General features: G+C 60.4%; 20 protein-coding genes and 1 CRISPR repeat array. Of the genes, 2 read left to right on the top strand and 18 right to left on the bottom strand.

What is annotated here, in order from left to right; translation table 11 throughout:
* Positions 1-50 precede the first annotated feature (50 nt).
* Complete coding sequence (locus E0L93_RS12045) at positions 51-1,187, top strand: aminotransferase class V-fold PLP-dependent enzyme (RefSeq protein WP_165874338.1); 1,137 nt, start codon at positions 51-53, stop codon at positions 1,185-1,187.
* Positions 1,188-1,234: 47 nt separating this feature from the next.
* Positions 1,235-1,783 carry a biotin transporter BioY gene (locus E0L93_RS12040; protein WP_207890467.1) on the top strand — a complete coding sequence of 183 codons (549 nt, stop codon included), beginning with the start codon at positions 1,235-1,237 and terminating at the stop codon, positions 1,781-1,783.
* Here E0L93_RS12040 and E0L93_RS12035 read toward each other — a convergent pair.
* The 18 genes from E0L93_RS12035 to E0L93_RS11950 form a co-directional block, all read right to left on the bottom strand.
* The gene (locus E0L93_RS12035; protein ID WP_165874337.1) at positions 1,780-2,454 is read right to left on the bottom strand and encodes an HAD-IA family hydrolase; all 675 of its coding nucleotides are present in this window, start codon (positions 2,452-2,454) and stop codon (positions 1,780-1,782) included. The two genes, E0L93_RS12040 and E0L93_RS12035, sit on opposite strands and share 4 nt — an antisense overlap.
* Positions 2,451-3,251 carry a 5'/3'-nucleotidase SurE gene (gene surE, locus E0L93_RS12030; protein WP_132692261.1) on the bottom strand — a complete coding sequence of 267 codons (801 nt, stop codon included), beginning with the start codon at positions 3,249-3,251 and terminating at the stop codon, positions 2,451-2,453. The genes E0L93_RS12035 and surE overlap by 4 nt, the downstream gene beginning before the upstream one ends.
* A 67-nt stretch (positions 3,252-3,318) precedes the next feature.
* Complete coding sequence (gene cas6 / locus E0L93_RS12025; protein WP_132692259.1) at positions 3,319-4,299, bottom strand: CRISPR system precrRNA processing endoribonuclease RAMP protein Cas6; 981 nt, start codon at positions 4,297-4,299, stop codon at positions 3,319-3,321.
* Positions 4,300-5,547 carry a TIGR02710 family CRISPR-associated CARF protein gene (locus E0L93_RS12020; RefSeq protein WP_132692257.1) on the bottom strand — a complete coding sequence of 416 codons (1,248 nt, stop codon included), beginning with the start codon at positions 5,545-5,547 and terminating at the stop codon, positions 4,300-4,302.
* Positions 5,544-5,990, bottom strand: coding sequence for a HEPN domain-containing protein (locus E0L93_RS12015; protein ID WP_165874336.1), 447 nt, complete (start codon positions 5,988-5,990; stop codon positions 5,544-5,546). The genes E0L93_RS12020 and E0L93_RS12015 overlap by 4 nt, the downstream gene beginning before the upstream one ends.
* Positions 5,972-7,249 carry a nucleotidyltransferase domain-containing protein gene (locus E0L93_RS16145; RefSeq protein WP_207890466.1) on the bottom strand — a complete coding sequence of 426 codons (1,278 nt, stop codon included), beginning with the start codon at positions 7,247-7,249 and terminating at the stop codon, positions 5,972-5,974. The genes E0L93_RS12015 and E0L93_RS16145 overlap by 19 nt, the downstream gene beginning before the upstream one ends.
* Before the next feature lie 11 nt (positions 7,250-7,260).
* Positions 7,261-8,268 (bottom strand): type I-D CRISPR-associated protein Cas7/Csc2, encoded by a 1,008-nt coding sequence (cas7d, locus tag E0L93_RS12005; protein WP_132692253.1) that lies wholly within the window; start codon positions 8,266-8,268, stop codon positions 7,261-7,263.
* On the bottom strand, positions 8,265-11,093 hold the full coding sequence (locus tag E0L93_RS12000; RefSeq protein ID WP_132692251.1) for a hypothetical protein: 2,829 nt from the start codon (positions 11,091-11,093) through the stop codon (positions 8,265-8,267). The genes cas7d and E0L93_RS12000 overlap by 4 nt, the downstream gene beginning before the upstream one ends.
* Complete coding sequence (locus E0L93_RS11995; protein WP_132692249.1) at positions 11,093-11,860, bottom strand: HD domain-containing protein; 768 nt, start codon at positions 11,858-11,860, stop codon at positions 11,093-11,095. The genes E0L93_RS12000 and E0L93_RS11995 overlap by 1 nt, the downstream gene beginning before the upstream one ends.
* A complete protein-coding gene (locus tag E0L93_RS11990) occupies positions 11,835-14,564 on the bottom strand; it encodes a DEAD/DEAH box helicase (protein WP_165874335.1) in 2,730 nt (909 codons plus the stop codon). Before E0L93_RS11990 ends, E0L93_RS11995 begins: the two co-directional genes overlap by 26 nt.
* A 2-nt stretch (positions 14,565-14,566) precedes the next feature.
* Positions 14,567-14,896, bottom strand: a complete 330-nt coding sequence (locus tag E0L93_RS11985) for a hypothetical protein (RefSeq protein ID WP_132692245.1) — start codon at positions 14,894-14,896, stop codon at positions 14,567-14,569.
* 84 nt (positions 14,897-14,980) lie between these two features.
* The gene (locus tag E0L93_RS11980; protein WP_165874334.1) at positions 14,981-15,409 is read right to left on the bottom strand and encodes a type II toxin-antitoxin system VapC family toxin; all 429 of its coding nucleotides are present in this window, start codon (positions 15,407-15,409) and stop codon (positions 14,981-14,983) included.
* Complete coding sequence (locus E0L93_RS11975) at positions 15,406-15,669, bottom strand: CopG family ribbon-helix-helix protein (RefSeq protein WP_132692241.1); 264 nt, start codon at positions 15,667-15,669, stop codon at positions 15,406-15,408. The genes E0L93_RS11980 and E0L93_RS11975 overlap by 4 nt, the downstream gene beginning before the upstream one ends.
* A 43-nt stretch (positions 15,670-15,712) precedes the next feature.
* The gene (cas4a, locus tag E0L93_RS11970) at positions 15,713-16,564 is read right to left on the bottom strand and encodes a type I-A CRISPR-associated protein Cas4/Csa1 (RefSeq protein ID WP_165874333.1); all 852 of its coding nucleotides are present in this window, start codon (positions 16,562-16,564) and stop codon (positions 15,713-15,715) included.
* A gap of 9 nt (positions 16,565-16,573) precedes the next feature.
* Entirely contained in the window at positions 16,574-17,164 is a 591-nt protein-coding gene (gene cas4 / locus E0L93_RS11965; protein ID WP_132692237.1) for a CRISPR-associated protein Cas4, read from the bottom strand.
* Complete coding sequence (gene cas2 / locus E0L93_RS11960; RefSeq protein WP_132692295.1) at positions 17,151-17,396, bottom strand: CRISPR-associated endonuclease Cas2; 246 nt, start codon at positions 17,394-17,396, stop codon at positions 17,151-17,153. The genes cas4 and cas2 overlap by 14 nt, the downstream gene beginning before the upstream one ends.
* A gap of 9 nt (positions 17,397-17,405) precedes the next feature.
* The gene (gene cas1, locus E0L93_RS11955) at positions 17,406-18,407 is read right to left on the bottom strand and encodes a CRISPR-associated endonuclease Cas1 (protein WP_132692235.1); all 1,002 of its coding nucleotides are present in this window, start codon (positions 18,405-18,407) and stop codon (positions 17,406-17,408) included.
* Positions 18,408-18,519: 112 nt separating this feature from the next.
* Positions 18,520-19,431, bottom strand: a complete 912-nt coding sequence (locus tag E0L93_RS11950) for a helix-turn-helix transcriptional regulator (RefSeq protein ID WP_243638219.1) — start codon at positions 19,429-19,431, stop codon at positions 18,520-18,522.
* Positions 19,432-19,708: 277 nt separating this feature from the next.
* A CRISPR array of direct repeats spans positions 19,709-20,625; the repeat unit is 37 nt; unit sequence GTTGCAGACACCACTCCGCTACATAGGAGACTGAAAG.
* Between the last annotated feature and the right edge of the window lie 50 nt (positions 20,626-20,675).

The raw sequence follows: 20,675 nt of genomic DNA, 5'->3' as shown, positions 1-20,675 counted from the left end.
GATATACTACCCGCTGCTGCACGGAACCCCGGGAAGGAGGCGAACGGGCTTTGATCCCCATCACCCGCGCGGATATTCCGGCCCTGTGCTCCGCCGGCGCCGTCTACCTGAACTCCGGGGCCAGCGGCCCACCCCCCGGCTACGTCCTGAGGGCGATGCGCGAGGCCGAAGATCGCCTCTCCGGTCCCGCCTACCTCGCGGGTGCCGGGCTCTTCGAGCTGCAGGGCGACCTGCTGGCCCGCGCCCGGGCCGCGGCCGCCGGACTCCTCGGGGCCGCCCCGCACGAGCTAGCCCTGACCCAGAACACCTCCCACGGCATCAACCTCGCCGTCGCGGGGCTGGACTGGAGTGCGGAAGACGAGGTGATCTCCACCCGCGCCGAGCACCCCGGAGGGCTCCTGCCGCTCTACGAACTCTCCCGCCGCTACGGGGTCCGGGTAAAGCTGCTCGAACCGCCCATCACGGCAGAGAAGGTAGAATCCGCCCTCACCCCCCGCACGCGCCTCATCTCTCTCTCGCACGTCCTCTACACGACCGGCGAGGTGCTGCCGCTGCGCGAGATCTGCGGGCTGGCCCGCTCCCGGGGTGTGCTGACGCTGGCGGACGGCGCGCAGTCCGTCGGCAACGTCCCGGTGGACGTAAAGGAGCTCGGCGTGGACCTCTACGCCCTCACCGGGCACAAGTGGCTCCTCGGCCCGGAGGGAATGGGCACGCTCTACGTCCGCCCCGGCGTCGAGGCGCGCAGCACGAATCTGGGGTACCTCTCCCTCTCCGACCCCGCCTCCTTCGACTACGAGGGCGGCGGCGAGCTGTGGGCGGGCGCGCGCCGGTTCGAGGGCTCCACGCCGAACCCCGCTCTGGCCGCCGGCTTCGCGGCGGCCGCCGGCGCCGCATCGCAGCGCGGCCCGGAGCAATACGAGGAGATCCGGCGCAAGGCCGGCCACCTCACCCGGCGGCTGGCAGAGCTCGCGGACATAACCGTGCACTCGCCGCAGCCCGCCGCCTCGGGGCTGGTCAGCTTCACGGTGGAAGGGATGAGCTCCCCGGAGGCCGTAGACCGGCTGCACGGAAAGGGCTTCGTGCTGCGCTCCATCCCGGAGCCCCACCCCTACGTGCGGGCCAGCGTGCACCTCTTCAACACCGAAGAGGAGCTAGACGCACTGGCGGACGCCGTGAGCAGGCTGTAAGCTACGGCGGGCGAAGGTTTTCCGAGCGACAAGGGAGGTTCCGGGAGTTGAGCGTATCCATGATGGCGCGGGTGGCGCTGATGGCGGCTCTCACGGCCGTGGGGGCCCAGATCGTGATCCCCCTGCCCTTCTCGCCCGTACCGTTCACCCTGCAGGTCCCGATGGTGATCCTCTCCGGCCTCCTGCTCGGGGTGCGCTACGGGGCGCTCGCCCAGACGGTCTACGTCCTGATCGGGGCCGCCGGAGCCCCGGTCTTCGCCTTCTTCTCCGGCGGGCTGGGCGTGATCCTGGGCCCGACCGGCGGGTACCTGATCTCCTACCCTCTGGCCGCGGCGGTCGCCGGGCTGGCGGCGGGCGCGGCCGCCCGCTCCGAACGCCGCCGGGCGCTCGCGGCGAGCTGCGCCGCGGGCCTGGCCGCACTGGCCGTGATCTACGCCCTCGGGGCGGCCTGGCTCGCCTTTCAGATGCAGCTCCCGGCCGCGGCCGCGATAGCGCAGGGTGTGCTGCCCTTCGTCATCTTCGACCTCATAAAGGTCGGGGTCGCCGCGCTGGTGGCCACGGCGGCCGCCCCCCAGATAGCGCCGGCGAGGGGCTAAAGGGACTCCCCCGCCCGCCCGCGCCCGAGGCCCAGCAGGAACTCCGCCGCCGAACCGACATCTCCGAACAGCGCGTCGGGGCCCGCGGCGCGCAGCTCGGCCGCGGAGAACGCGCCCCAGCTCACCCCCACACCGAGCACCCCGGCCGCTCTGGCGGCAGCGATGTCGTAGGGCGAGTCTCCCACATAGGCGGCCTCTTTGGGCGGGATGCCGCCCAGCAGCTCCAGGGCGCGCAGCAGCGGCGCCGGATGGGGCTTATGCTCCGCGGTGTCCTCCATGGTGACGAACTCTTCTACCAGCTCGTCCAGCTCCGGGAAGACCCGGAGCGCCAGCTTCACGGTGGGTCGGCGCTTGGAGGTCACCACGGCGATGCGATATCCGGCGCCGCGCAGGCGCTCCAGAGCCCCCGGCACGCCGGGGAACTCCCGGATCGCCTCGTCGTGGATCTCCTCGTTGTGCCGGGTATAGACCTCCAGCAGCTCGGCGGCACGCTCCGGGTCCAGCAGCCGCATCTGCCGGAAGAGCGGCTGCCCGACGTTCCGCATCAGCACCTCCCGCGGCAGCTCGCGCCCGAGCACCTCCCGGCTCGCGTGGCGCATGGAGCGGTAGATCAGCTCGGTCGTGTCCACGAGCGTGCCGTCGAAGTCGAAGAGTACGGCCTTAAGGTTCAACCGCGGCTCCGGGAGAGCAGCTCCCGGACATCCCAGGACTCCAGCTCCTGAAGGCCGGTGTGGTCCGTGAGGTTCAAATGCACGGGGGTGACGCTGATCTCCCGCGCCGCAACGGCCGCGAAGTCCGTCCCCTCCTCCTCGCGGTAGTGGGGCGGGTGGTTGTAGATGTCGTAGCAGGTCCGACCGTTCTCATCCTCCACCTCGACCAGCTCGTCCATGTACACCCGCCGGCCGAGCCGGGTGATCCGCGCGCCCCGGACCCTCTCCCGCGGGACGTTCGGAGCGTTGATGTTCAGGATGCGCTCCGGCGGCAGCTTCTCCACCGCCACGCGCGCCAGCCGGGCGGTGAACTCCGCGACGGGCTCGAAGTGCAGCTCTCCGGCCCCGTTGGCATGCCAGGCCCGGTCCACCGAGAGCGAGACAGCTATCCCCGGCACCCCGATGACGATGCCCTCGAACGCGGCCGCCACCGTCCCCGAGTAAGTTATATCGTCGCCCAGGTTCTCCCCGTGGTTGATCCCCGAGATAACGACGTCCGGCTCGAAATCCATCAGCCCCAGCGCCACCAGCCGCACACAGTCCACCGGTGTTCCGTTGCAGGCATATCCCGTCGAGCCGTCGGCCAGTGTCCGCTCCTCCACGTGCAGCGGGGTGGCGATGGAGATGCTCCGCCCCACCCCCGACCGGTTGCGGTCGGGAGCTATGGCCAGCACCTCGCCGACCCTCTCCAGCTCCCGCTTCAGGGCCTGGATGCCGGGAGCGTCTATGCCATCGTCGTTTGTCAGGAGCACTCGCATATACGATCACATCTCTCTGAGAGTAAGGCTGAATTCTCTTTTTGCCAGAGGGATATGATTCTATCACTCAGGTCGGGGAGATGTGCGGGACAGCGCCCGGAGAAGGACCGGCCGACAACCTGTACCGTCCCAGCCCGAAGACCGCCCGCTTGCCCACATGCGCCAGCTGCCCCAGGCACAAGAGCGGCAGGAACTCCTCCAGCGGTCCCGCATACTCCGCATACCCGACCACCCCCTCCAGCGGCTCGGTCCGCCGCTTGAATGCCGAGTGGCGGCGGAAGGAGACCCAGGAAGTATTGTCCCGCACCGTCGCGACCTCCCCCGCCCGCCGCACCATCCCCCCGAAGTCCTCCCGCCAGAGCTCCCCGCAGTGCACGGCCGCGAGCATCGGGATGCGGATGAGGAGCGCCTGCACCAGCGCCGCGAAGGAAGGGGCCTCGGGGGAGATCTCCCCCCGGAACTTGATCAGGGCCGGCGTCAGAAACTCGACCCCGATCCGATCCCCGGAGAGCCGCCTCGCCGCGCACACCGCATCCTCCCATACGGTGGGCACCCGCACATTCCTGGCCACCTCGCCGTCGAAGATCTCCCTCCGCACGCCCCGCAGCGGGTTCTTCGCAACCACCCGCTCCAGGCGGTAGCGGGCCCTCTTCCTCCCCACCCCCATCTCGCCCATCTTCGAGAGGGCGTAGATGAAGTACGGCATGTAGTCCGCGGCCCGCCCCACCACGGTGAACCCGAAGCGCATCTTCTCGCCGGGCCCGTACTCCAGCCGGGTGCTCTGCGGCGGCTCGAAGACGTACGGCCGGGGCACCTCCCGGTTCTTCGCGTACTCCCGCGCCCCCTCCGGCGGCGAGGTCTCAAACACGTATCCGTAGGGGCATTTGTCCCCCAGCGGGCAACCGCCCCCGTCGTGGGGGAACGGGCAACAGCTCTCCTTGAAGGCGCGGCCGAAGGCGCCCCGGATCATGGACCCTTCATAAGGGGGCACCACCGCCCGCTCCAGAAACCTCACCGTCACCTCGTGGCAGTGCAGCTCCAGCGCCACCTAGAGCCTCCTCAGCCGGGCGTGCTCCGCCCCGGCCCGGACCTCCCCGGGCACCTCCACCATTGCATCCACGTACTCCAGGAAGCGGCGGGCGGACTCCCCTCCTATGGGCTCCAGCCCGTGCGCCAGAATGGAGCGGTTGCGCTTCTGCAAGAGGTCGCGGAGCGTGCTCTCCTCCTCCGGCTCTTCACCCCTCAAGAGCCGGTCCAGCAGCCGGGCCTGTCTGAGGCCGATCTCCCCCGGCAGCTCCTCCAGATGCTGCTCCTGCAGGAACCGCTCCCGGACTCCCTCATCCACCTTCGCCCAGTCCACCTCGCCCGCGGAGATCCCGTAGTGCTGCAGCAGCCGCCACTGATGCCACATCTCGACGCAGCGGTAGAGGCGCGCCACCCCGTCGTCGTAGCGCCCCTGGTCCACTATGCGCCTCCGGGCGTTCTCCAGCATGTCTGCCACATTCTCTACCGAGAGCCTCCCCCGCACCTTCCCCAGGAAGGGCAGGTGCGCCGAGATCCTGTCCACCAGCACCCCGGCTCTGTCGGCCAGCTCCGGGTCGGAGAACCCTGCCCCAAGCTCCTCCCGCGCCGCCCGCAGCCTCTCCAGGGCAACAGCGTAGTCCGCCACGTCCCAAGAGGCATACCCCTCCGAGAGGAGCAACAGGCCCCGGTAGTACGTGCGCCGTCCCAGACCGCTCACCTTCCCTACGATATCCCCGAAGACCAGCGCCGCAGCCGCGTAGTCCCGCCGGTTAAACAGTTCGACCGCCTGCCCCTCGCGCAGAAGGCCCGTCGCCTCCAGCGGGTTCTCCATCGGGACGACCTCGACCTCTTGGGACTCGTCGCGCACCCAGTTGCCCTCGATGTACCGCTGCGGCACCCGCTGGTGCACCATCGAGATCCCGCGCGTCATCGCCGCCAGCGCCGCGCCGAGGCGCATTGGGGTCGTGCCGCCGGTGGCGTCGAGCAGGATCTCCTCCCGCCCATACCCCTCGCCCTCCAGCTCCGAGAGCAGGCGCTCGAAGCGGTCGAAGGCGTCCGAGATCTCCATCGGCGAGTCCACCAGATGGTAGGTAAACTTCACGCCCGATCCCTTCAACTGTGCGCACTTCAGCACGACAGCCTCCAGAACCTCCTGGGAGGAGATGATCCCCACCCTCTCCGGCCGCAGCTTCTCCACCGCGATCTCCACCGTCTCCGGCCGCGAAGCGAGCAGGATGATGGCTCTGGCGAAATTCCAGGGCTCGCCATTCATGGCGAAACTTCCCGAAGCAACTGCTCAGCAAGGCCCACGGCTTCCTCAGAGATGGCGAGCGCCTCACGAGCATCGGACTCATCAAAGAGTTCCCACGGCGTGCGCCCTCCCACTTCGTCGCCGTAGTCCGTCTGGACGTGGATGTCCGGACCCAAAAGCTCAGCTAGCTCTGCCAGACGTTCCAATCTCTCCGAGAAGCCAGCATCAAACCGGCCTTCTTCGATCAACCGCCGTACCTGAGTAGCCGGGTTGTGGGTGCGGCCGATCCGTCCGGCCATCGTGAGCACGGCTTTGGCCGCGTTTTCGACCGCCAGTTGAGCACTATCCACAGCGGACCGCCAGCGACTCAAGTTGGCATCCTGCCGTGCCTCTTCGAGAAAACCGCGGGCCAGCTTGAGCCGGTAAGCTGCCTGTTCGCTGCCGGCTATGAGCCCTCCTCCCACTCCAGTGACCACTCAGTTCCAGGCGGTTCCTGCCAGTGCCAGATCAGATCTTGTCCTTCCCTTTCACGGCGCAGCCCCTTGCGCCGGATCAAATCTCTCAAAGCCTGTAGCCTTCTCGCCATGTACTCGCCGGTGTCGTAAAGGATCACACCATCCACGGCAATGTCCAGGTAGAGCTCCGGCAGACCGGCGGTAAACTCCTCCGGTGTCTTTGCCAACAAGCTCACCTCCCCACGCCAGGCGGAAGGAAGCATCTTTTTGAGCAAGACGATGCGCTGCAAGGTCCTCTCGGGCAAATTGCGGGCAACCACCAGGAGGTCCCAATCGCTCCCTTCCCACGCCTCCCCGCGAGCGCGAGAGCCAAACAAGACGACGGCTATCAGGTCGTCTCCCAGTCCCATCTTTAGCTCTGAGACAACCTCGGCCAGCACACTGTTCTGATTAGCTGCCTCTCTTGGCTCAGAGAGAATTTGTGATACTCGTTCCACCCAGAACGCGGGCAAAACGCGTCTTAGTTCCAATGTCTTATCAGGGTTAGTAAACGATGCCGCCAGGGATGCTTCCGAGGTGCGGCCTCGCACCAGCAGATAGCGTGCGGTTCCGGCAAGAATCTCGTACTCGCGGAAGTTGCCGACTTCGTCCATCCTGACTTGTACAGGTTGGCACTCTTCGATAGGCGCATCGCCTTCTGTTTCGACCAACCCTGCAACCTCAGAAACGCCTCTGAGTTGGAACATTGTCCGCTTTTTGCCCATTAGAAACGTCTGTCCATGCGCGAACCCTTCCAGCTCGCTCTTTCGCGGCGACAAGGCACATGTGAGTAGCTGGTGATCGGGCAAAATGCTCTCGATATTTCCATAAGTGGGAGCAAAGAACTGGCGCTTTTTGCCATCTACTCGCTTTCCCCCTGTGCCCGGGTAGCCTTCGTCTACAACGTTAAAATCGTTTCTGTCCACCACGCCGCGCTGCTTTGCCAACAAACGAAGTTCTTCGTCTACGAAGACACCTGGTGTGAACCAAACCGGTTTTTTCTTCACATCGTAGTCGCAGAAGAAGTAATCTTCGTTCGCGGACTTTTTGGCGTCCTCTTTTAAATCCACGAACCTGTTCGCGTGACGCCATGTGGCTCCTCGCGTAAGGCTGGCATATAGCGCCTCGCTGCTGGCAAAGGCATGTGTGCGGTATTGCGAGCCAAAGTCGGAGCTGATGTGCGTGAACCGCCCGCAGTTCCGCAGCAACAAGGCTCGCGCATAGAGCACGTTCTCTCGTCTCATTTGCCCGCGTTGTTGAGCGCGTTGAGGTAGGATTTGAATTCTTTGTCTAGCTCCTTCCGAATTTCGGTGATTTCACTACCAAACAGCGACACAGGTTCACCAACAGCCGCCTCAAACTTCAGCTTGTCGGCTATCTTGTTCTCCGTCGTTGTACCCTCGGCTCTCTCATTCCCGGGATTACCATTCCCGGTTTCTTCCTGCTCGCCGTTTTCCAGCCACGTTAGCATGTCCAGCACGGAGAACTGCGGATAGCCTGTGGACACGGCAAGGAACTCCGTAGAGAACTTACCGTGGTTGGCCGAATATTTGCCGTAGCCGTGCTGGTCGGCCAGCTTGACCGCTGCCACATAACCCGCCACATCAAGCAGCGTCGGGCTTTCGATGATGGTAATGAACGGGAAGCGCGTGCCTGCCTTGACGTATTCGTAGCGATGGAAAGATGCCTCGCCACGCTCCACACTCAAGTCTTCACCAACAGTGTTACCGATAGCCATCTGTTCCGGCGCTTCATCAGTCTGTATGCACTCGACACCGTCTTCAACCGAAAAAGTATCGAAGTATCGAACACGCGAGAACGTCGCTACTCCACCGGCCTGTAAACCACCAAATAGCGAGCAGTTCCAGCAAGCAATGCATAACCCGTCGGGAATGGCACACTCTCTGCCGAACTTATCGGAGAAAAAGCCACGCCAGCCATTGTTTGTTTCAGCCTCTGTCATTTGACGAAAGAGAGTCATATGTGCCCGCCGCTCAGCACCTTTCAACTTACGTCCGATGAACTCTGCACGCGTCTTGTCGAGCAGGTCGAGCTTGTCCACGTAGGTCTCATTCGAGTAACCTGCGTGTGAAACGGGCAGAAAACGGCTTGTAGCTGTTTTTACTCCTACGACTGTAACAACCTGCCGCGTGTAGATCGCCTGCGCTACTTTATTCTTATTCACTACACGCGGTGCCAACGTTTGCACGCTCGCCAGCGCCTCACTGAATTTTTCTATCCCGCTCACCGTACCACCTCCTCAAGTTCAGCCTCTTCCTCCGCCTCTTCGACCTCTTCTGCCGGTGGAGCCATAGGTTCTTCGCCACGCAGCACCCTACGATAATAGGCAGCGTTAGCAACGAGACTGTCTCGTGTGTCGCCGACTATCTCCTCCCACTCATCTCTATAAGCCTCACGTAACTTTTGAACATCCCCTTCGATAGAGTTGGGCAGTGCCTCCGCCAAGAACTCTGGCTCGATGGCATCGGGGCTACCCTTCTGCTTTTCGCAGAAGACGTTCGCCAGCACGCGACGCGGGTATAGATACTGGAAAGCCCGCGCGTAGAGGCTAGCGCGCAGATGCTGCATGTTTGCCTTATTCTTGGTGAATATATCTTTATGCTGCACCATCCACTGGCGCAAGGACTCGAGATCAGGGTAGTGCGCTTCTCTGACAGATGGGGATCTGACATCGCGAAGCACACGACTCTCCCATTCCCTGAACCCTGCTTCTACATCGCCATAGCGTTGAATGCTACCGAACAATAAGCGAGGGTACTTCTCGAGCTCTGTTGGTGCCACCCGCTGCAACTTCCCAGAAGAGCTTCGCTTCCAATCCAACCGGCGCGGTAGCAGCCCCAGGTTATCTAACGCTCGAAAGAGCTTAGTACAGAACTCATCCAACTCTTTTCGATCGACGTTAAGCGCCATGCCATTCACCTCCTGAAGTTTCGAAAGCCGCTGGATAAACTTTGCGTACTCGGTCAGATCCCAGGCCTTCCACTCCTGTTTGTAGCTACGTGGCAACCGCTTATACCGTCCTCTGGTCCCGGTTTGCTCGAAGATTGCGCTGTCGCGCATTACGGTAGCAAATGTCCCGAGCGGGTCTTCCAGCAGCTTCTCGGCAAGAATCACCTTGCGTACAAAGCCATCGCTGCCGCGTTGCCAGACGAGCTTCCACGCTAATTGTGTAACGACCTCATACTCATTTTGCGCTTGCTGAATACTAATCTGCTCATCCCGCACGTAGAAAGTTTTCGGGTCAAAGCCTTCAGGCGTGAGCGTAGGGAGTGACTGGTAGTAGAAAGGTCCATCGCATCCGCATAGCTTGCGCAAGAACGAAAGCAGCGCCGTGACCGTCACGCGGCTGTCGGAGAAACGGCGCTGGGCAAAGTCGTGTTCCTTCGCATTACGCGGCGCACGTATTTGCGGTAATATAAAAAGGATCATCCGGTATCCATCCAGACCCAACCCTAGTACATGCCGTTCGACTTTCGTCTCGGACAGTTGGATATTGGCGAGCGCATCTAGCGAGGTATTTTCCCAGGGTACCGGAGACGCGCCTGACTCTTTAAGCCACGGGCAGGTTGCATAGATCCCATCCCCGCTCTTTGAGATGGTAGCCTGCGCCTGTTCTAACTTTGCAGTTTTTTCAGCGAGCTCGGTCTCCAACTCCTGCTTCTTCTGCTCATCCTCTTCTCGTTCAAGCCTATCTTCTAAAGTCTTGATCTGTTCATTCGCTTCCCGGCGAATTTGTTCGGCCTCACGACGCTGTTGCACCAAGCCCCAAACTAGGTCGATGGTGCGAGTGAGGTGGTTGATATCCTCATCATCGTGCTTGCCGTAGTGAAAGATGAGATTGTAGGTCTTGGGAACTTGCGGCAGCTTGCGCCCTGCGGACACCATTTCCGTGCCCAATAGCTTTTGAGCTAAGTAGGAATGCAGTGCACACTTGGCGCACGCCTTCTCTGCCTGTCGTCGAACCCTCTGATTGTCGAATTTAAAAGAGTTCAACCCTGTTGTGACATAACGTTCTTCCACAGACGCGTACAAAACATTGCAGAGGCGGCACGGTACGACGTTTCCTGCAGACGGTCTCGCAAATGGTTGGTATCCAAGCTGTACGTCCGCTAACAGTACACTGAGGTAATCTGTCGGCTCCAAGCTTACGAACTTTTCGTCCTTGTAGAGGAAGCCCATGAGCCACTTGGTGGATCCACTATCAATACTGGCATGAAAAGTTCGCGATAATTTGGACAACAGGTCAAGTAGCCGCTCTACGCTGTACGTTTCGTCGTCAATGCTTTTCTTGATGGTGGTTTTCTTGGCCTCAGCAACGTTAAAAGCCTTCTTCACTTCGTCGACTTTAAGAAGCTCGTCGTAATCCTCTTCGTTTACAAGACGGTCAATAAAATTTGCAGGGCTTTGCACATCTCCACTACCACCACTCGTGCGTCCGTAGAAGAAAGTAATGGTGGCGAGCGCTGTTCTGACTCGATTGAGGAACACACTCGGGTTCAACAACTTATTCAACTCTTTGCGGACCGCTTTCTCAAGCTGCGGAGCAAGGAATTGCGGAACGGCATAAACGGGGAAAGGCTCAAAGTCGGTCTTACGAAATGTGAACATACGGCTCAGATCGCCGTAAATCCCTTTCGCTTTGTCCTGCTCGCCGAAGAACAGGTCCGGCAAGCTACGTTCGACTTCGGAGCGGAATGTGTCAGCTAACTGCGCCACGTCGGAAGTAGTGCGTATCAGGAAGTAGTAGCTCTCCAGATCGTTCGCCACCAGTTCCGCTTTGCTCGAATCGTTCTCGACAACGGCGCGGGTGAAGGCTTTGCCTAAGAAGGAGTTGAACAGGATGTTTCCTAGGGAAACCTCCTCGCGCTGGACAACAGGCGAGAAGAAGCGCACGAACAGTAACTTCTCTCCATCTGATATAGACATCTCCCAATAGGCGGTCTGGCGCAGCACGCTGTCGGCGACCTGCTCTGCCGTGACTACCTCTTCTACACCCAGGTTCCTGATCGTCTCCTCGGCTTGCCGCCGAACGATATCTATGACGTTTTCCATCAGGCCAAGCCTCCTGCCAGCAGAGTGAGCAGATCTCGCAGCGCGTAGGTGCGCGGATCGTACTGGTTGATGCTTTCCTCAACCGTTTCCGCTGCTCCCTCGTGGAGCAGCGTCTCGATCAGCTCGCGCAGAGACCCGGCTCTCTCGATGATCTCGTCGGCGTCAGCGATACGTTGCTCGTAGCAGAAAGAGCCAAGTAGGTCGGCGATGATGACCAGCCCTCCAAGTGGGTGGTAGTCGAACAACAGGTCCGCCAGAGTGATGCGCCGTTGCTCGCCGTAGTTGAAGACCGTCCACTCTCGCCGAACGCGTCTAAGCACTTGCCCGTTGCGCGCCTCGAAAGATAGGTAGAACATCCCATGATGGCTCACGGTGAACGCCAACGCGTCGTTGAGGTTAATCTCTTCTGTGAACTTGTAGCCGAGTACGTCCCACAGGTGCTCCTTGACCTCATCCTGGGTCTCCACGACCAACTGCTCAAAATCCGACGTGCTCGCTTCGTGCTTTACACGCTTGGGTGGCAGCGGCTCGCCAGCGCGGGCGGCACGCAGCATCGCTTGAAAGTCCGCGTCGAGCTTGCCGACGTCGTGGATAAACATCGCAAACAGCAGTTGGTCACGCTTTTGTTTGAGATAGTCGACCGGCGCAAATCGCTCGTCGGTCAAGACTTTGTGGGCCACCTTCACACAATCCATAGTGTGATCGTAAAGTGACTCACCACCGTGTGATGACTTGCCAAGGTTACCTTTGAACTTGGCGACCAACATATTCCACCAACTCTCTGTACGCAGCGAAGCAGGCGCCAGCTGTATTCTCCAGGATCACCATAGCCTTTGCCCACTCAAATTGCAGCCTATCCCAGTCGTAGTAAAGTTCCTCCCAGTCGACAATGTCTTTAAGTAGTTCGCGCGTTTCCTCGGCATCTGTCCATCCCCACAGCACCAGATAGGTCTGATTGGGTATGAATAGCGGATTCTGTTCGCTGTCGAAGACAGCTTCAGGAACCGGCATCTCATGATCACGATCAATGCGGGACAGGTAAACGTCACCGTTCAGCAGCATCAAATTTCCCGGATGCCACTTGCTCCATCCACCCGTCCGCCCGAAATGATCATTCATTCTCTGGAGATACGCTAAGCCAGCACCAGGCCGCGACCAGATATCGAATCCATCTTTCGATGACAAAAACACATGCTGGCTCGCCTTGAGCGTCTGTTCCAGATCCACGATCACATCGAACCTCGCGCCCTGGAAGATCAAGCCAGTAAACCACGTTGTCGCCCGTGCCACCTCAAATGGCGAATCAGCAGGACGCAACTTATCGTCATCCACATAACGCAACAGGTAGAAGGGATCTCTGCCCACACCATCGCGCAAGGTTATCTGTGGCATAGTATTCCGCAGGCCGAAGTTAAGCTGTATACCAGCTGTGCGAAATCGCTCGGCCATAGGTTTCGCTTCTTGCAATTCTGGCACACCATTCAGCCTTCCACCGATGCGGCCCAATTGTTCGTTGATCAAGTAGTGGCCAGCATCAAGCATTTGCGAAGCTGACGCATAGTTATAACGCGGAAAAACGTCGGTGATCTTCTCGGAGAATCTTTCGCGGCTGATATTTGCCTCGTCAAGTTCGCTAAGAGCTGCGTAAGCGTCTCCGCTTACAAGAGCGACAACCTTGCTGCTTTTGTCATGTCGTCCCACACGTCCGAACCGCTGGAGGAACGAGTTGCCTTCACATTCTTCGGTGATCAGGGCATCAGCGTGAAAATCCACTCCGACCTCCACCGCAGAGGTAGAGATCAAGACCGCTCTCTCCATGTCGGAGAAAGCGTCGATCAAGCCTTCACGCGCCCCTTTGGCCATGCTGCCCGAATAGACGATAACGGGTACGTCGGTGTTACTCCATAACCCTATGTGTCGAAGTTCCGCGTTGAGTTCACCCGACGCCAAGTCCGACTTAACCGCTTCGCGCACCTTCTCCTTTTCGTCATCTTTCACAGCCCAATCCAGCCACCGTAGATAAACGGGACGGTGGCTCAGACTCTGCTTTGGAAGCTGGGCTGGATCTGCTTTCATCTCGAACGTTAGCCGTTTCGTTAGCAACGAAGCTGCTCTCTTATCTAGGCCCGCCGTGACAAAAGTCTTTGTGAGAGAATCGAAATCCCTTGCCTTACAGCAGATCTGGTCGTCGGAGATGGTACTCAATCTCTCCAGCACACTCGCGAGCCACTCGTCTACGGTGGCTTGTTGTTCATCGAGGTTTACTGCCGCCTCTAGACGTTGGCGCACGGCTGCGACGATGCGACAGGGCAAGGGACGATTTTTCAGCAGCGCCTCCCACGTCTCGCCTGGATATTGAGCTCGATCCCGCAATGCCCGTTTGACGAGCCAGCCCTGATTCTCCAGAGCCTCGGTTGCCTGTGCCACTATTTCTTGCAAAGGCAGGTTGAGCTCCGTACCATCGGGTATGTCCGCTAAGACGACATCTCCCTCGCCAGATAGCCGCACACTCAGCTCGTCGGTAGATTCCTTCTGAACGCCTGCTTCTGTTAAGCACCTCATCAGGTCGTCCAGCTTCACCTTGCCAAACTTCAAACGATGTTCAAGAGCGATCGCACTTATGTCTGCTACCCTATACTTCTCAAAAAGCTGGTGGGCCATGCGCGCCGAATTGCATACGACCAGCACCTTGCGCTGTCCAGAATCGAGCATCTCATTAATCGCTTTCGTGAACTGATCTCTGCGATCAAATCGCCCGCTCGGTCGGATTTCTACGCTTACGCTATTGCACTTGGATTTTCCCGGTATATCTTCTGCTCCACTCAACTCTCGCAATCCAGTAGTCGGAGTCGCGGTAAGGATGTGAAGTCGTGGCGTCTTGTTTAAACACCCGGCCAGCAACTTAAGCCGCTGCCATAGATGCTCGACGTTGCGCAGCATTAGACCATTGAATAGATGCGCTTCGTCCAACACGAATTCATCCACCTGGCACAAACCATACACCAGCAAAGCGTTGTACTTGACATTTTTGCGGAAGAACCAGTAAACAGCATCAGGCGTGGCAAGCAGGACCCGCTTGTTAAGGTTATGTATAAGCGCACTGCGCGACATTCCCCCTCGCAACTGGCCTATTTCTTCTGTCAGATCGGTTGTTTCGGCCAACAACTGCAAGACGCGTCGCTGATCCTCAAGCAATGCCAGTGTCGGATACATCAAGAGGACTTTGTGGATTTCACCCCGCTGGAGTTTATAGAAGAGAGGCGTACCAACGGCCAACGTCTTTCCTGATGCTGTTCCTGCAACGAGCACCAGCTCTTGATCATCCAGGAGACGGCTGAATGCCTGAGCCTGATGCCAGAAAGGTTCTGCGCTTTGGCTCCTTGCTCCCGCGCGGAAGATCTCAATTAGCCGCCCAGGTAGTTCCTCACATTTTTGCCCCTTTGGGGGCTCATTAGTAACGACGAACTCCATGTTCATCCGCCATCTCGGATCTTGCGAATAGTCTCTGATGTGCTGAAGCTGCTACCTTCCAACAGACGCCGCATATCGTCCTGAAACTGGATCGTACGCCGAATTTCCGGACGCCCGGAGATCTCTCCTCCCGGTCTTATTAGCGGATGCTGGCGGAAGTAGCTCTCTAATGTTTCACGGATGAGGTCCGAGATATTCTTACTGCTGCCTTGCATATGGCTGTCCAGCTCTTGGAGCAGTTCGCCAGACGGTTCAATAATCATCCAGGTCACTTTGTCTTCCTCTCCCTTTCCATATTTCAATATACAGGACTTGATCACCTCGCGCACCATTCCTCGCATCCTTCGCAGGGACCAGGATCCAGTTCGTCGGCAACCATGCGCTGTTTTGTAGACGGCGCCAGATGAGATATTGAGTTAGAGGCTCTTGAGGTCTACAGCACCGCCCTCGGCGGTGAGGCGGGAGAGCATTCTCCGGTCGGCGGTTACGAGTGGCATCTCCAACGCCCGAGCGAGGGCGAGGAAGTACGCGTCGTAGACGGCGAGGTCGTGCTCCAGGCTGAGGGAGACGGAGGAGATCAGGGCGTTCAGATCGAACGGGACGATGGTGATCCCCAGGCCGGAGAATAGCAGTAGGGCCTGCGATGTTTCCTCTACGGATACCAGGGGTGAATATCGCAGCGCGTTCGCCAGCTCCATCAGCAATATATCCGGCGCGTGGAGTAGTAGCTCGGCCCGACCATGAGCGTGTCGCAGGTTCGCGGCTCTCTCGGAATCCTCTTCGTGGATGAACCACTTGACCACGACGGAGGTGTCGAGGACGGCGGCCCGGAAGGGGTAGCTCAATAGATCCTGTCCCGCATCTCCCGCACGACCGCCGATCCGCTGTACCCCGACCCCTCGTGGCGACGCCGCATCTCGTCCTGAAACCGGACGGCCCTCTTAAAATCGGGCCTGTTCGAAATGTCCTCCTTACGTTCTCCCGAACGCAGGTAGTTCCGAAGCGCCTCTCGAACCAGCTCGCTCCGGCTCCGGTGCTCGGCTTTCGCCCGAGCATCCACCTCTTTGAGAAACTCGTCCGGTATCGTGACCACAAAACGTGCCATGCTGATGCCTTTCGTATATCGTTTGTGGTCATTATATTCTCATTCACTTCGAGCACCACGCTTCGCATTCTTCACAGGGGCCGGGGTCTAGCTCGTCGGCGACCATGCGTTGTTTCTCATCTCTCACTTCTATGAACTCCATCCTGAGCTCGTCGCCCAAAACGGCGAACTCGCGCTCTATCTGGAGGCGGCCGTTCCGGAAGCTGGCGTACACCGTGACTCCCACATCCACCGGGAACTCGTACACGGCTTCGAGCACGAGGGCGTATCCGGCGAGTGTGAGCGGGTGGAAGCTCCTCTTCTCGTCGTTGAAGATTATGTTGAGGACGGCCGGCTCGCCGAGGTTGAGCAGGTCGGTGGAGAGCCGGCGGCTGAGGCCGAGGAAGGCTCCGTCGAGCATCTGGCCCAAGGTGACGGGCAGCACCTGGGCTACGAGCGCGTCGGTGCCGATGCGGGGGAACTGGCTTATAGCCTCGCGCAGCCGGAACTCGATGGCGTCGGCTTCGTAGGCGACGAGGCTGCGGGCTTCGGGGAGGTCCGGCTCGGGGAAGGCCCGGATCTCCCGCACCGCCCGCTCGATGTCCTCCGCCCCGGACTCGTAGAGCTTCCGCTTGGCGTGGACGGTCCACTCCCGCAGCGTCGAGTGCAGCGCGGAGCCCAGGATCATCTTCTCGTTGGGCTCCGTCTCCGCTCCGAGGACGCGCCGGGCGTAGATGTCGCGGCCCGTAGCGCAGTAGGCGTTGGCGACCTCGGAGAGCCCGAGCGGCACCTCGTAGGGAGAGAGGAGCGGCGGGGCGGACCAACTCCAGCCGCGCAGCGTGTCGTCCACGCCGAGCTTGCGGGCGCGCGGGATGGTGCCCCGCAGGAGGCGTTTTTTCTCCTCTGCGGTAGGCATAAACATAGCTCAGCTTCCTCCGGTGAGCACGTCGCCGCAGAACCGGCGGTACTCGCAACCGGTGCAGCGTTTGCGGTAAGGAGTGGGCCCGGGGAGCTGCTCGCGCTCCATCGAGGCGCGCAGCTCTTCGAGCACTTTGCGCACGTAGTCGCGCATGGCGGCGGTTATGGGGATCTCGACGGCCCTTTTGGCCGGGGTGAGGTAGGCGAAGGCGCGGCTTACGGTGCGCGAGCAGGTGTGTTCGGCGAGCATGGCGTAGGCTGCGAGCTGGCACTTGTGGTGCAACCCGACGCCGGAGGTCATCTTGTACTCTACGGGGATGACCTCTTGCGGGGTGAAGATTACCATGTCGATCTTCCCGCGCAGCCGCAGGTGCTCCGAGTAGAGATTAACCCCGAACCGGCGCTCGCCCTTCTTTATCCCGTACGCTTTCAGGGTGCGGCGGGCTTCTTTCGCCGCGGCGGACTCGTGCTCCTCTTTACCGAGGTCCATCTTGGCCGTTACCGGACGCTCCAGCGGCATGTTGTAGCGGTAGTACGGGATGCGCGGGCAGTAGACGTGCTGGCGGACGTCGGTGACGGTGAGATCATGCCCCCTCAACGGCGATCTCCTTCGCGAGCGTCAGGTCGCGGCTACACACCGGCTGCAGGCGGATTACGCCCTCCTTCTTTCCGAGGGTCTTTTTGAGCCTGAGCATCAGCTCCTCGCGGCGGTTGCGGTCCAGATCCCCGGCGAACGCGGAGTACTGGATGCGACTCAAGCCGTAGTCCTTGCACCGCTCGGAGACGCGATGGCGAACCCGGTCATCCGGTATGTCGTAGATGAGAAGCACGTAGCCCAACTACCAGCTCCCCACGAACGGCTTATACAGAACTCCATCCCGCACGAAGCTGGCTACCGAGCGGGCCTGAACGTGGATGACGTTCTCCAGGGCGTGCCTCTTGCCCCGGTGCTTCACCCGGGTTGCAAGCCGCTCCCGCACCTTCCCGGCGACGAGCTTCCTGGTCGGCTCGTCGAGCTTCTCGCCGTCCATCCCCACCTTGAACCCGGTCCCGAGCATCCCGAAGACGGCCCGGTCCACGACCGGCTGGCGGAACTCCTCTATGAGGTCGAGGACGAGCGAGGGCTTGCCGGGACGGTCGGTGTGGACATACCCGGCGAACGGGTCCAGCCCCGCCCGCGTCACCGCCGAGAGGACGCGATGGTAGAGGATACCGTACCCATAGTTGAGCAGGGAGTTTACGAGATCCTTAGCTCCCCGCCCCTCGCGCCCGGCGAACCCCGGCGCTACCCGCGCCACCCCCTCCCAGTACAGGGCGGCACCGCGCCCCTCGGCGTTGAGCAGCGTGCCACGCACCTCGTCCGCACACCGCCCCTCTATTGCGTTCACCTGCCGTACGAGGTCTTCGATCCTGTCTATCCGGCGGTAGAGGTAGTCGTAGACGCGGCGGTCTTTCGCCTTGCGGTACTTTGCGAAGTACTTGAGGTTGTTGGCCGCATTCCTGAGCTTTCCGGTGGCGAAGGACTTCCCAAGCTCCACGCCGCGGGCATCCTCATAGGCCAGAAGCTGCGCCCGCCGCGTCTTGACCGTGCCCCCGAGATTCGGAGAGATGACGCTCGCGTACGGAGCTCCGGAATAACTGAGGAACTCGAGTGGCACCCCTTGCCGGGAGCACTCGTGGATCGCGGCCGCAGAGATGGTAGCACCCTCGGTCGAGACGATGACGCGCTCGACGTCGAAGAAGGGGCGCTCGAAGATCACCTCCCCCCTCCTCTTCACGACCAGGCGCTCGCTCTTCTTCCCCACCGATACCCCAAAACCTTCTACGAATACCTCGGTCACCCTACTATTCTCGTAACCAAACGCATAAGCCTTTAGTAATCTGCGGTCTATTCTCCAGAAGAAACCGGACACGACAGGACCGGAGCGATAGATTTTCTGATTTTTTCGGAGATTATGAATACTGATTCAATGTGAGGCGGAGGAATTGCAGGAACTCCTCCTTGAGTTCCGGGCCGCCGAGGACTCGGGCGCCGGGTCCCAGAGCGGCGATATCCCGGACGGTCCAGAAGATGTTTGCTACGGAGCCCTCTACGATCGCGGTGCCGTCGTCCTGAGGTTTCACCGTGGCGTGGGGGTCGGGGATGACGTATTTGCCGTAAGCGGCGAAGGTCTTCTCGTTGAGCCAGACGCGGGCGGGCTTGAGCTGCCGGGTGTGGGCTTCGGGGGAGAACTTATCCGGCAGCATCTTCACCTCCCCGATGCGGTTGACCCGGAACTCCCGGTATTCGTTCGACTCGGGGTCGTAGGCGTAGAGCCGGTGCGCCCTCTGCGCGTGATAGACCCGCACGGGCTCGACTACTCTCCAGCGCGACTCGCCCGAGGAGAGGCTATAGTAGTGCATCTCTATCCGCTGATTGCGGTAAGCTGCCTGGCGGAGGGTATCTATTACGTGGGGATCCTCAGGAGGATCGCTGGCCGGAGAGAGATCAAACTCCACCCGCCCCCGGTCCACGAACTTCAAAACTCCCTCCGGCAGAGCGCGGCGCAGCTTGCCCGCTGCAGAAGCGAGATGACCGCCATACACAGGCTCCTGCCCGGCTACGGACTCCAGCAGGCTGAGGGCGGCCAGGGCCTCGTACTCATCGAACGGCAGCCGGACGGGAGAGCTCACAAGCTCCAGCTTTCCGCTATGGCTACGGATCTCGAACCCGGCTTCCCGCAGAGCGCTCACGTAACGCCGGAGCGTGCGTTCGTCCCGCCCGATGCCGAACTCTTCTTCGAGCCGGGCCAAGAGCCTCTCTCTCGATGCAGCCCCCTCCGAGAGGATCTTCAGCACCGCGAGCGTGCCCAGTGTAGCCCCCATCCTGCTCACCTCAGCCCCCCTCTTTCGCAAACCCCTGTAGCAAGGTGTGCCAATCCTTCCGAGTAAGCTTGCAGCATTATCCGGTAGCAGCTCATTTTACCTGCAAACCTGCGACAAAATGTCTTTCGCAAACTCCCCGCCGGCCGGTGCAGAAGCCCAGCTTTCGAAGGTAGCTTCATCTGCAGGATCATGCTAGCATCCAAAAACGAACACTTGAGCCTTGAAAACCGCGAATCTTCGCGGAAATATATACCATACAATCTGTTGCATGGGTCTGGTTGCAGACACCACTCCGCTACATAGGAGACTGAAAGGCTGCGCGATCATGGACTCCCGGGGCGAGGTGATCGTTGCAGACACCACTCCGCTACATAGGAGACTGAAAGCGCAGGGACTTCTGCGCGAGGAGCTCGGCGTAGTATGTTGCAGACACCACTCCGCTACATAGGAGACTGAAAGGGGACGGCTGGCGGACGCCATGGAGCGGTTCGTGTGGGTTGCAGACACCACTCCGCTACATAGGAGACTGAAAGTTCTCGGCGAGGGCCTCGCGCTCAGCGCGGTGCCAGTTGCAGACACCACTCCGCTACATAGGAGACTGAAAGTCCGAGTAGCCGGGGGTGGAGCGCAGGAAGCCGTAGGTTGCAGACACCACTCCGCTACATAGGAGACTGAAAGCGGGCGAGAAGTACGTCTTCTCAATGTACGTTCAGGGGTTGCAGACACCACTCCGCTACATAGGAGACTGAAAGGTGCAGCAGCTCGCCATTTGCGTCGAACTCCCGGAAGTTGCAGACACCACTCCGCTACATAGGAGACTGAAAGACTCACCCCGCCTCACGGCTCCAGATTACCGCTAAGGTTGCAGACACCACTCCGCTACATAGGAGACTGAAAGTGGGCCGCAGCGCCGGGGTTGCTTCCGACTCGCTGGAGTTGCAGACACCACTCCGCTACATAGGAGACTGAAAGATCTTCGCGCCGCGCACCCGCTTCGCCGCCCCCTCCGTTGCAGACACCACTCCGCTACATAGGAGACTGAAAGGGGCTTTTCCTCTTCCCCATACCCGGCATTCTATGCCGGTTGCAGACACCACTCCGCTACATAGGAGACTGAAAGAGTAGTCGAGCACGTGACGCATGGTGGAGCGCGTTAGGTTGCAGACACCACTCCGCTACATAGGAGACTGAAAGGTGCCCGAGGAGGGGGTGAGCGGCCATTAGCTTCGAGGGTTGCAGACACC

It is taken from the genome of Rubrobacter taiwanensis, from assembly GCF_004337705.1.
Taxonomy (GTDB): domain Bacteria; phylum Actinomycetota; class Rubrobacteria; order Rubrobacterales; family Rubrobacteraceae; genus Rubrobacter_C; species Rubrobacter_C taiwanensis.
The sequence above is the reverse complement of the archived record's forward strand: the minus strand, read 5'-3'. Positions and strand labels throughout refer to the sequence as shown.